This window comes from Bacteroides rodentium JCM 16496 (genome assembly GCF_000614125.1).
GTDB classification, from domain to species: domain Bacteria; phylum Bacteroidota; class Bacteroidia; order Bacteroidales; family Bacteroidaceae; genus Bacteroides; species Bacteroides rodentium.
Map to the genome: position 1 here is coordinate 1 of NZ_BAKJ01000041.1, position 12,430 is coordinate 12,430.

Genomic DNA, 12,430 nt, shown 5'->3' on the forward strand with positions numbered 1-12,430 from the left:
ACTCTTCACAATGTGTAGAGTATACTATTTTGTTATTTTCTTCATTTATAATTCCCTGCCAACCAAAAAATCTTATTACCTTTGCGGGTCACTTTTGAAAACAATAAAAATATAATGATATGAATATCTCTTATAATTGGTTGAAAGAGTATGTCGATTTCGATTTGACACCGGATGAAGTTGCTGCGGCACTGACCTCCATCGGACTGGAAACGGGAAGTGTGGAAGAGGTGCAGACCATTAAAGGCGGACTGGAAGGACTGGTCATCGGCGAAGTGCTGACATGTGAAGCTCATCCCAACTCAGACCATATGCACGTCACTACGGTGAACTTGGGGCAAGGTGAACCCGTGCAGATTGTATGCGGCGCTCCGAATGTAGCTGCCGGGCAGAAAGTGGTAGTGGCCACGCTGGGCACAAAACTGTATGACGGTGACGAATGCTTTACCATTAAGAAATCAAAACTTCGTGGCGTGGAATCTGTCGGCATGATTTGTGCTGAAGATGAAATCGGTATCGGTACGGACCATGCGGGTATCATCGTACTGCCGGAAACAGCTGTTCCGGGTACGCTTGCCAAGGATTATTATAACATCAAGAGCGATTACGTGCTGGAAGTGGACATCACTCCCAACCGTGCCGATGCTTGCTCACATTATGGGGTGGCACGCGACTTGTACGCCTACTTGATACAGAACGGTAAGCCGGCTACCTTGAAGAAACCTTCGGTAGACGCTTTTGCGGTGGAAAATCACGACTTGGATATTAAAGTAACCGTAGAGAATAGCGAGGCATGTCCCCGATATGCCGGTGTTACGGTGAAAGGGGTTACCGTGAAAGAAAGCCCCGAATGGTTGCAGAACAAGTTGCGTATTATCGGTCTGCGTCCTATCAATAATGTGGTGGATATTACCAACTATATCGTTCATGCTTTCGGCCAGCCGCTGCATTGTTTCGATGCGGATAAGATTAAAGGCGGTGAGGTGATTGTAAAGACCATGCCGGAAGGTACTCCGTTTGTAACTCTTGACGGCGTGGAGCGTAAATTGAACGAACGCGACCTGATGATTTGCAACAAGGAAGAGGCGATGTGTATTGCCGGCGTGTTCGGCGGTCTGGATTCCGGCTCTACGGAAACCACCAAGGATGTGTTCCTTGAAAGTGCTTACTTCCATCCGACGTGGGTGCGCAAGACAGCCCGCCGCCATGCGCTGAACACAGATGCTTCTTTCCGTTTTGAAAGAGGTATCGACCCGAATGCCACTATTTACTGTCTGAAGCTGGCTGCTTTGATGGTAAAGGAACTTGCCGGAGGTACCATCTCTTCTGAAATAAAGGATGTGTGCGCCGCTCCCGCCCAGGATTTCCGTGTGAACTTGCTTATGAGAAAGTGAACTCACTGATTGGTAAAGTGATTCCGGTGGATACCATCAAGAGTATCGTGACAAGTCTGGAAATGAAGATTGTAGACGAGACTGCCGAAGGGCTTACGCTGGATGTTCCTCCTTACCGTGTGGACGTGCAGCGCGATTGCGATGTGATAGAGGATATTCTGCGTATCTACGGATATAATAATGTAGAGATTCCGACTACCTTGAAGTCTTGTCTGACTACCAAGGGTGAATATGATAAATCCAACAAACTGCAGAACTTGGTTGCCGAGCAGTTGGTGGGCTGTGGTTTCAATGAGATTCTGAATAACTCATTGACCCGTGCCGCTTACTATGACAACCTGGAGTCTTATCCGTCAAAGAATCTGGTAATGTTGCTGAATCCGTTGAGTGCAGACCTGAATGCCATGCGTCAGACACTGCTTTTCGGCGGATTGGAAAGCATCTCGCACAATGCCAACCGCAAGAATGCAGACTTGAAATTCTTTGAATTCGGTAACTGCTACCACTTCAACGAGGAGAAGAAGAATCCGGAAAAGGTGCTTGCCGCTTATTCCGAAGACTATCATCTTGGTTTGTGGGTGACTGGCAAGAGGGTGACCAACTCATGGCTCATCCGGATGAGAACAGCTCGGTATATGAGCTGAAGGCATACGTTGAGAATGTCTTTGCCAGATTGGGGCTGCACATGCATGATTTGGTTGTCGGTAATCTGACCGATGACATTTATGCTGCCGGTTTGTCCATACAGACAAAGGGAGGAAAGCGACTGGCTACCTTCGGCGTCGTAACGAAGAAGTTACTGAAGGCATTCGACATTGACAATGAGGTGTATTACGCCGATTTCAACTGGAAAGAATTGCTGAAAGCCATCCGTAATGTGAAGGTGAGCTATACGGAAATTTCCAAGTTCCCTGCCGTGAAACGTGACTTGGCACTGCTGCTCGACAAGAAAGTGCAGTTTGCGGAAATCGAGAAGATTGCTTACGAGACAGAGAAAAAGTTGCTGAAGGAGGTTTCTCTCTTCGACGTTTACGAGGGTAAGAATCTGGAAGCCGGAAAGAAGAGTTACGCGGTGAGCTTCTTGCTGCAGGATGAGAATGCAACGTTGAACGACAAGCAGATTGACAAGATTATGTCCAAACTGGTGAAGAACCTGGAGGACAAGTTGAATGCCAAGCTGCGTTGATTCATTATTCAGAATTTATTATTCAGAATTTATAATTCATAATTTAAAATACAGTTCCAATGGGAAGAGCGTTTGAATATAGAAAAGCTGCCAAATTGAAAAGATGGGGTCACATGGCAAAGACCTTTACAAGATTGGGTAAACAAATTGCTATTGCGGTGAAGGCCGGCGGTCCGGAACCGGAAAACAACCCGACACTGCGTTCGGTAATCGCTACTTGTAAGCGTGAAAACATGCCGAAGGATAATATTGAACGTGCCATCAAGAATGCGATGGGCAAGGACCAGAGCGACTATAAGGGTATGACTTATGAAGGATACGGTCCTCACGGTGTAGCTGTTTTTGTGGATACACTGACTGATAATACTACCCGTACAGTAGCCGATGTGCGTTCCGTATTCAACAAGTTCGGCGGTAACTTGGGAACAATGGGTTCACTGGCTTTCTTGTTTGACCACAAGTGCGTGTTCACTTTCAAGAAGAAAGACGGTATCGATATGGAAGAGCTCATCCTTGACTTGATTGACTACGATGTAGAGGAAGATTTCGAGGAAGATGAAGAAGAAGGCACTATCACCATCTATGGTGACCCGAAGAGCTATGCGGCCATCCAGAAGCATTTGGAAGAGTGCGGCTTCGAAGATGTCGGTGGTGAGTTCACTTACATCCCCAATGATACGAAGGATGTGACTCCCGAGCAACGCGAGACTATCGACAAAATGATAGAACGTCTCGAAGAGTTTGATGATGTACAGACGGTTTATACCAACATGAAACCGGAAGAAAGCGAAGAGTAATGACATATACATACAAGACTCAAGGTACATGTAGCAGTAACATCGAACTGGATGTGGAAGATGGCATTGTGAAAGAGGTGGCATTTTGGGGTGGATGTAATGGAAACCTGCAAGGACTTTCACGTTTGGTGAAAGGTATGCCGGTAGATGCAGTGATTACCCGTTTGGAAGGAATTCGCTGCGGAAGACGTTCCACTTCCTGCCCTGACCAGTTGTGCAAAGCATTGCACGAGATGGGGTATTGAGCCTCCCGCCTGAAAGAATGGATGAGAGCCCCTGACATTGAAAGATGCCAGGGGCTTTTTTTTGAACCTAACATGGGAGTATTTGTTATTATTTGAGTATTTTTACGCTCTTAATAGAACAGACACAATGATGAATATTTTTAAAGACTTGAAACGGAGAGACCACAAACGCTATTTGGGCGGTCTGGACGTTTTTAAATATATAGGTCCCGGACTGCTGGTGACTGTAGGCTTTATCGACCGGGAAACTGGGCATCTAATTTTGCAGCAGGTTCTGAATTTGGCTATTCGTTGCTGTGGGTCGTGACTTTATCTACTATCATGCTGATTGTATTGCAGCATAATGTGGCGCATCTTGGCATTGTAACCGGATTGTGCTTGTCCGAAGCCGCTACCAAATATACTCCTTCCTGGGTGTCGCGTCCCATATTGGGCACAGCGGTATTGGCTTCCATATCGACTTCGCTGGCAGAGATATTGGGAGGTGCCATTGCTTTGCAGATGCTGTTCGGCATTCCCATCATATGGGGCTCTGTCTTGACTGCCGTGTTTGTAGTCGTCATGCTTTTCACCAATTCCTATAAGAAGATAGAACGTTCCATCATTGCTTTTGTTTCGGTCATCGGGCTCTCCTTTATCTATGAGCTGTTTCTGGTGAAGATAGATTGGCCGCTGGCCGCACAGGGGTGGGTGACACCTTCGTTTCCGCATGGAAGCATGCTGATTATCATGAGTGTACTCGGTGCGGTGGTGATGCCGCATAATCTGTTCCTCCACTCGGAAGTGATACAGAGCCATGAATATAATAAGAAAGATGATGCGTCCATCCGCAAGGTGTTGAAATATGAATTGTTCGATACCTTGTTTTCCATGGTTGTAGGGTGGGCCATCAATAGTGCCATGATACTGCTGGCGGCGGCAACTTTCTTTAAGAGCGGTATTCAGGTGGAAGAGTTGCAACAGGCCAAATCTTTGCTGGAACCGTTGCTGGGGGGCAGTGCTGCCGTGGTTTTTGCATTGGCATTACTGATGGCGGGTATATCTTCTACGATAACCAGCGGTATGGCGGCAGGTTCTATTTTTGCCGGTATTTTCGGAGAATCCTATCATATCAAAGACAGTCACTCGCAGGTGGGTGTGATTCTGTCGCTGGGCATTGCGCTGCTGCTGATTTTCTTTATCGGAGACCCGTTCAAAGGTTTGCTGATTTCACAGATGATACTGAGCATCCAGCTGCCGTTTACGGTTTTCCTGCAAGTGGGACTGACTTCTTCACGCAAAGTGATGGGGCAGTATGTAAACAGTAAATGGAGCACATTTGTGCTTTACGCCATTGCTGCGGTGGTCACTGTGCTGAATATCATGCTGCTGGTATCCGAGTTGACATCTTGAATAATTCATTTCTAAGAAATCAAATAAGTATGAAGATTATTACATATAACGTAAATGGGTTACGGGCTGCCGTGACAAAAGGTTTTTCCGAGTGGCTGGCACAAGAGCAGCCGGATGTGCTTTGTTTGCAGGAAACGAAGTTGCAACCGGAACAGTATCCGGCAGAGGTGCTGGATGCTTTGGGGTATAAGCATTATCTATATTCTGCACAGAAGAAGGGGTATAGTGGAGTCGCTATTCTGAGCAAGCAAGAGCCGGACCATGTGGAGTACGGCATGGGTATTGAAGAATACGATAACGAAGGGCGCTTTATCCGTGCCGACTTCGGTGATGTGTCCGTTGTGAGTGTTTATCATCCTTCCGGTACCAGCGGCGACGAACGTCAGGCTTTCAAAATGGTCTGGTTGGAGAAATTCCAAGAGTATGTATTGGAGTTGGAACGTACGCGTCCTAACCTCATTCTTTGCGGTGATTATAATATCTGCCATGAGGCAATAGATATTCACGACCCTATCAGGAATGCCACCAACAGTGGCTTTTTGCCTGAAGAGCGGGAGTGGATGACGCGCTTTCTCAATGCAGGATTCATAGATTCCTTCCGTTGGCTTCATCCCGACAAGCAGGAATATACGTGGTGGAGCTATCGCTTTAATTCACGTGCCAAGAACAAAGGGTGGCGTATTGATTATTGCATGGTGAGTGAACCGGTGCGTCCGATGTTGAAGGAGGCGAGAATTTTGGGTGACGTTGTCCATTCGGACCATTGCCCGATGTTGTTGGAAATTACAGAATAATGATGATGGAGACGAAGGATAGGATAGAAAGGGCAGTGGAACTTTTCAAGAGTGGCTATAACTGCTCGCAGTCGGTGGTGGGAGCTTTTGCAGATATGTATGGCTTTACAGAAGAGCAGGCTTTCCGGATGTCCGCCTCTTTTGGTGGGGGCATAGGTCGTATGAGGCAGACATGTGGTGCTGCGTGCGGCATGTTCCTGTTGGCCGGATTGGAAAAAGGAGCGGTGGAAGGCAAGGACCGTGAAGGTAAGGCGGCAAACTATGCGTTGGTGCAGGAGCTGGCTGCTGAGTTCAAGAAACGAAACGGCTCTTTGATATGTGCTGAACTGCTTGGACTGAAGAAACCGGAAGGCTCGTCCGTTCCGGAAGCACGGACGGAGCAGTATTATGCTAAACGCCCGTGTGCCAGGATGGTAGAGGTAGCTGCCCGAATTTGGACTGAATACCTGGAAAAAACGTCCTCAAAGTAAGAAAAAGAAACTTTTTTACCCCTTAGTAAGAAAAAAAAGTGCCTAATAATGTGTTGTATAACATAAATATACCTATCTTTGCAGCGATATAAAAACACCGACATCTCTATACTTGGAGATGAGGATAACGTTTAACTAAAAGCAAATAGAAATGTTAAAAGAAAAAGCTGGTAATGTTGCAGGACAGATTTGGACTGCACTGAATGGCACAGATGGCTTGACTCACAAGCAAATTAAGAAAGCAACTAAACTGATTGACAAGGACTTCTTCCTGGGATTGGGCTGGTTGTTGAGAGAAGACAAAGTCTCTACTTCTGAGGTGGAAGGCGAATTGTTTGTAAAGCTGAACTAAGCGAGGAATTGATTGGAATGTTATAAAAAGATGCGTTGGTACATGAATATGTTATCAACGCATTTTTTTTATTTGCTCTGTTTTTAGTATCTTTGCGCACCCAATTAATAGATAGTTATTGACAATGAAGAATATACGAAATTTTTGCATTATTGCCCATATCGACCACGGTAAATCAACCTTGGCAGACCGTCTGCTGGAATTTACCAATACTATACAAGTAACTAACGGACAAATGCTGGATGACATGGACCTTGAGAAGGAAAGAGGTATCACCATCAAGAGCCATGCCATACAAATGGAGTATACATATAAAGGCGAAAAGTATATTCTGAACTTGATAGACACTCCGGGACACGTGGACTTCTCGTACGAGGTGTCACGTTCTATCGCCGCTTGTGAAGGAGCGTTGCTTATTGTAGATGCTTCGCAGGGAGTGCAGGCACAGACTATTTCGAATCTATATATGGCCATTGAGCATGATCTGGAGATTATTCCGGTCATCAACAAATGTGACATGGCAAGCGCCATGCCCGAGGAAGTGGAGGACGAAATCGTTGAACTGTTGGGCTGCAAGCGTGATGAGATTATCCGTGCTTCCGGTAAAACGGGCATGGGAGTGGAAGAGATTCTGGCTGCGGTCATTGAGCGTATCCCTCATCCGGAAGGCAACGAGGAAGCTCCGTTGCAGGCGTTGATTTTCGATTCAGTCTTTAATTCTTTCCGTGGTATCATTGCATATTTCAAGATAGTGAACGGCGTGATCCGTAAAGGGGATAAAGTGAAATTCTTCAATACGGGTAAGGAATATGATGCGGATGAAATCGGAGTGCTCAAAATGGAGATGATGCCACGTCCGGAGTTGCGTACGGGGGATGTGGGCTATATCATCTCGGGTATCAAAACCTCTAAGGAAGTGAAAGTGGGTGATACGATTACGCATATTGCCCGTCCTTGCGAAGAGGCTATCGCCGGTTTTGAGGAGGTAAAGCCGATGGTTTTTGCCGGTGTGTATCCCATCGAGGCGGAAGATTTCGAGGATCTGCGTTCTTCTTTGGAGAAGCTGCAGTTGAATGATGCTTCGCTGACTTTCCAGCCTGAGTCCTCATTGGCTTTGGGCTTTGGTTTCCGTTGCGGTTTCCTTGGGCTGCTCCACATGGAGATTGTGCAGGAACGCCTTGACCGCGAATTTGATATGAACGTTATCACCACTGTGCCCAACGTTTCCTACAATATCTATGACAAGCAGGGAAATATGACCGAAGTGCATAATCCCGGCAGCATGCCCGACCCTACCATGATAGACCGTATTGAGGAGCCTTATATCCGTGCCTCGGTGATTACCACTACTGATTACATCGGCCCTATCATGACTCTTTGCCTGGGCAAGCGTGGCGAGCTGGTGAAGCAGGAATATATTTCCGGTAACCGTGTAGAAATATATTATGACATGCCTCTTGGCGAAATAGTCATCGATTTTTATGATAAATTGAAGAGTATCTCCAAAGGATATGCCTCTTTTGACTATCATCCCCACGGTTTCCGCCCTTCCAAACTGGTGAAGCTGGATATTTTGCTGAACGGTGAGCCGGTGGATGCTCTTTCTACCTTGACACACTTTGACAATGCCTACGAGTTGGGACGCCGGATGTGCGAGAAGTTGAAAGACCTGATTCCGAGACAGCAGTTCGATATTGCCATTCAGGCTGCTATCGGTGCCAAGATTATTTCCAGGGAAACGATTAAGGCTGTGCGTAAGGATGTAACGGCCAAATGTTATGGCGGTGACGTGAGCCGTAAACGAAAATTGCTTGAGAAACAGAAGAGAGGTAAGAAGCGTATGAAACAGATTGGTAATGTGGAGGTACCTCAGAAAGCGTTCCTGGCAGTCCTGAAGCTGGATTGATGTCGAAAGGATGGAATCTTAAATCAAATATACTTCTTTATGATTATTTTACGTACTGTGAAAAACTTCTCGTCGCTGAATATAGTGGCGAGCATCTTGTTGTTTTTGATGGCCATTTTGGCGGCCGTTATTGCTAATTCACCGATGGCTCCGTTGTATCAGGGCTTTCTTTTGCAGGAACTGCATTTGCGCATCGGAGACTTCAACTTGTTCTCTCATGGTGGTCATCCGTTGAAAATGATTGAGTTTATAAACGACTGCCTGATGACTGTTTTCTTTCTGGCCGTGGGGTTGGAGATAAAGCGGGAACTGCTGGTGGGTGAACTTTCTTCCTTTCGTAAGGCTTCTTTACCCTTTGTAGCGGCGTGTGGCGGTATGCTGATGCCGGTCATTGTCTATTCACTTCTGGTCGTTCAGGGTACTCCGGAAACGCGCGGTATGGCTATACCGATGGCTACGGATATTGCTTTTTCATTGGGGGTACTCAGTCTGCTGGGTAAGCGGGTGCCTTTGAGTCTGAAAATTTTCCTGACGGCATTTGCAGTAGTCGATGATATTGGCGGCATTCTGGTTATTGCCATTTTCTATAGTTCCGAAGTGGCTTACGGATACCTTATTGTAGCTGCTGTCCTTTATTTTTTCCTTTACTATATGGGGAAACTCGGTATGACACAGAAGATATTCTTCCTGCTTATCGGGGTGATTATTTGGTATTTGTTCCTTCAGTCGGGCATTCACAGCACTATTTCCGGAGTGATACTGGCGTTTGTAATACCGGCCCGTCCCCGTTTGGATGCCGGGAAATACATTAAACGTATCCGCGACATCATCGGTGATTTTCCGGTTACCAAATCAGATAATATTATATTGACCAATGAGCAGATTGCCACTCTAAAACAAGTGGAACGCGCTTCTGATCACGTAATTAGTCCTTTGCAATCCCTGGAAGATAATTTGCATGGTGCGGTAAACTTTGTGATACTGCCGCTCTTTGCTTTTGCCAATGCCGGTGTGGTGTTCAGCGGAGGCGGTGGCGTTGTTGGAGCTGTTAGTATAGCGGTGGCTGCAGGGTTGCTTTTTGGCAAGTTTATCGGTATCTTTCTGTTTACCTGGCTGGCGGTCAAGAGCGGTTTGTCCTCGATGCTCCGGGAATGAATTGGAGAAGTGTTGCCGGAGTATCTTTGCTGGGGGGAATCGGTTTTACGGTATCTTTATTTATTGCCAACCTTTCTTTTGCAGCAGATTATCCGGATTTGTTGAACCAGGCGAAATTCGGCGTGCTACTGGGAACGATTGTTGCCGGTATTTTGGGATATATGGTACTGAATGCGGTGTTGCCGAAGGTTAAGGACAAATAACCCGGATACTGAGCGAAGAATCAGTTCTTTGGGGATATTCAGTAAAATCCCCTAAAAAATAAGTTGGCATGTGACAATGATTTAAGAAAACGTATTCTCTGTTGCAGAAACAGAAGAAATAGCTTATTATTCTTAAAAAACATTCGTATCTTTGCTGGTACAAGTCGAAAAGGACCTTCCGGATATGAAGCAAACAACGGTAGTTGCCGTATATATATTGACACTTTCCCTCTGCCTCGTGTGGTGTGCCTGCCCCGCCCATGCGGAGACCCGGCGTATTGCGCTGATACACTCCTTCGAGCCGGGGTATCTGCCCGCCGCGAAAGCTCTGGAACTGTTGAAGAAGGAGTTCCACCGTCTTGGCTTGGACTGTGATGTACGCGAATACTACTTGGACTGCGACCGTTACATGGAGGAGGCAGAAAACCTCCGTATGGCCGGTTTCGTGGACGACCTCTCCACCTGGGGAGCCGAGCTGATAGCAGTACTCGACGACCAGGCCGCTTATGCGCTGATGGCATGCGGACATTCGCTGGCGCACGAAATACCCGTTGTGTTCAGCGGTGTGAACTATCCCAACATCCCCCTGCTTCTGCAATACCCCAACATCACGGGTTATGCCGATACGCCCGATTACCTGCGCACCATCCGCATGATAGAGAGTATCATGGGCAAGTCGCGCATCTGCTTGATAAACGGACAAGTGTTTCTGGATCGCAAGATATGGCATGCGCTGAATGAGCAGTGCCGTGGGCAGGGTTTCGCCATCGTGACCTCTACCGAGGGCGCCTACTTTGCCGGTTCCTCCTATCACCGTGTGCGTGAGGGGGAGACCATCAGCCCCATACTGAAACGGCAGAACATAGACGTGCTGCTGGACACCACGAAGATTGTGCGTATGACGAGCGATTCCATAGCGATACGCCATCTGATGTGGCTGGGACGCGGTGACAACACGCTGCTGCTCTACACCAAGCGGGACTATACCACCAAGCGCGTGGGCATGCTCTTCGACAATCCTACGTTCCAGACCATCAACGAGGGTTTCGGTTTTGCCGACTACTTGCTGGGAGGATATTTTACCCCACTGGAGAGCCAGATAAGATACATGGCGACCGGCATCAAGGAACGCCTTGAAGGACGGATGCCCCGGCAACAGGTGACAGAATGCGCCAAACAGTACGTGCTGAACTGGCATGTGCTGCAGAAGTATGGCATCCCGCTCGAGAGCATTCCGGCGGAGTACACCGTGATGTATATCCCTTTCTCGGAGCGCTATCGTTACCATATACTCGTGGGTTCCATTTTGGGCGCTGTCTTCGTGCTGACAGTGATAGTCTTGCTCTCCTTTAGCTTGCTACGCGAACGCAGGCGCAAGCGTGAGGCACTGCGAAACCTCCTCTACGAGCATGAGACCCTCTGCCTGGCCATCGAAGGAAATTCTACCTATGCCTGGCGACTGGAGGGAGATTTCGTGTCCTGCGACTCGCAGTTTTGCGAGCTTATTCACCACCGCCCCGGTCGTCTTCTGCTCAATGAAATCACTCCCTACATCCATCCCGACGACTTACCCGCCTTCCGCAAGAATATAGCGGCAAGGCACGAACGCACGCACCACAAGGGGCAGTACCGCTGTAACTTCACCGGTGAGTTCCAGTGGTGGGAGTTCAGCTACAATACCATCCACACCCCCGGACATGCACCCATCATAGCCGGACTGCTGCAGAACATCCAGGAGCTGAAAGACCACGAGCAGGAGCTGATAGAATCTCGCGAGTTGGCGGAGCAGGCCGAACTGAAACAGTCGTTCCTCAACAACATGAGTCACGAGATACGCACTCCGCTCAATGCCATTGTGGGCTTCTCGGACATGCTGGCCAACGAACCGGAGTTCTCCGATGCAGAGCGTCAGGAGTTTGTGGACATCATCAACACCAATACCAAACTGCTGCTGAAGCTGGTGGGCGATATACTGGAGCTGTCGCGTATCGAGTCGGGCAACCTCTCGTTCACTTTCCAACATGAGAGTGTGCGCAAGCTGCTCGATGATGTCTACCAGACACATAGCCTGCTCATTCATCCTCCGTTGCAGTTCGTCAAGGACTTCCCGGTCTGGGATGTGCAGGTGGACGTGGACCCCATGCGTCTGACGCAGGTGCTCACCAACTTCCTGAACAATGCCAACAAGTTCACCGAGACCGGCAGCATCCGGCTGGGTTACCGCTGTCCGCCCGGTACGGGCGAGGTACATCTCTATGTGGAAGACACCGGCGTAGGCATTCCGCACAGCGAGCAGAAGATGATTTTCGAGCGTTTCTACAAGCGCAGCGAGTTCTCGCAAGGCGTAGGCTGGGGCTGTCCATTTGCGTGCTCATTGCCGAAAAGATGGGAGGACGCATTGAACTCCGTTCCGAAGAGGGCCGTGGAAGCCGTTTCACAGTGGTACTTCCTTGTATTGAATAGATTCTTAAAATCTGTAATCGTAATGTAATCTTTTTATATATAAATTTACGTATCTTTGCCGGCGTTTTAAGAA

7 protein-coding genes and 4 pseudogenes are annotated in these 12,430 nt (G+C 47.8%); all 11 read left to right on the plus strand.

Going from position 1 to position 12,430, the window contains the following annotated elements; all coding sequences use genetic code 11:
* Positions 1–119 precede the first annotated feature (119 nt).
* Positions 120–1,394, plus strand: a complete 1,275-nt coding sequence (pheT, locus tag JCM16496_RS24120) for a phenylalanine--tRNA ligase subunit beta (protein ID WP_244440432.1) — start codon at positions 120–122, stop codon at positions 1,392–1,394.
* 35 nt (positions 1,395–1,429) lie between these two features.
* Positions 1,430–2,577: pseudogene (locus JCM16496_RS24125) on the plus strand (hypothetical protein); the annotation flags it as partial.
* A gap of 62 nt (positions 2,578–2,639) precedes the next feature.
* Positions 2,640–3,377 carry a YebC/PmpR family DNA-binding transcriptional regulator gene (locus tag JCM16496_RS15775; protein ID WP_025835492.1) on the plus strand — a complete coding sequence of 246 codons (738 nt, stop codon included), beginning with the start codon at positions 2,640–2,642 and terminating at the stop codon, positions 3,375–3,377.
* Positions 3,377–3,622, plus strand: a complete 246-nt coding sequence (locus JCM16496_RS15780) for a TIGR03905 family TSCPD domain-containing protein (protein ID WP_025835494.1) — start codon at positions 3,377–3,379, stop codon at positions 3,620–3,622. Before JCM16496_RS15775 ends, JCM16496_RS15780 begins: the two co-directional genes overlap by 1 nt.
* Positions 3,623–3,749: 127 nt before the next feature.
* Positions 3,750–5,014: pseudogene (locus JCM16496_RS15785) on the plus strand (Nramp family divalent metal transporter).
* 29 nt (positions 5,015–5,043) lie between these two features.
* Positions 5,044–5,808: an exodeoxyribonuclease III gene (locus JCM16496_RS15790; protein WP_025835496.1), complete on the plus strand. Its 765-nt coding sequence runs from the start codon at positions 5,044–5,046 to the stop codon at positions 5,806–5,808.
* Complete coding sequence (locus tag JCM16496_RS15795) at positions 5,808–6,278, plus strand: C-GCAxxG-C-C family protein (protein WP_025835498.1); 471 nt, start codon at positions 5,808–5,810, stop codon at positions 6,276–6,278. Before JCM16496_RS15790 ends, JCM16496_RS15795 begins: the two co-directional genes overlap by 1 nt.
* A gap of 151 nt (positions 6,279–6,429) precedes the next feature.
* Positions 6,430–6,630, plus strand: coding sequence for a winged helix-turn-helix domain-containing protein (locus JCM16496_RS15800; protein WP_005828272.1), 201 nt, complete (start codon positions 6,430–6,432; stop codon positions 6,628–6,630).
* A 124-nt stretch (positions 6,631–6,754) separates the two neighbouring features.
* Entirely contained in the window at positions 6,755–8,536 is a 1,782-nt protein-coding gene (gene lepA / locus JCM16496_RS15805; protein ID WP_025835500.1) for a translation elongation factor 4, read from the plus strand.
* Positions 8,537–8,575: 39 nt separating this feature from the next.
* Positions 8,576–9,894 (plus strand): annotated as a pseudogene (gene nhaA, locus JCM16496_RS15810) (Na+/H+ antiporter NhaA).
* A gap of 184 nt (positions 9,895–10,078) precedes the next feature.
* Positions 10,079–12,357: pseudogene (locus JCM16496_RS25325) on the plus strand (sensor histidine kinase).
* The last annotated feature ends 73 nt before the right edge of the window (positions 12,358–12,430 follow it).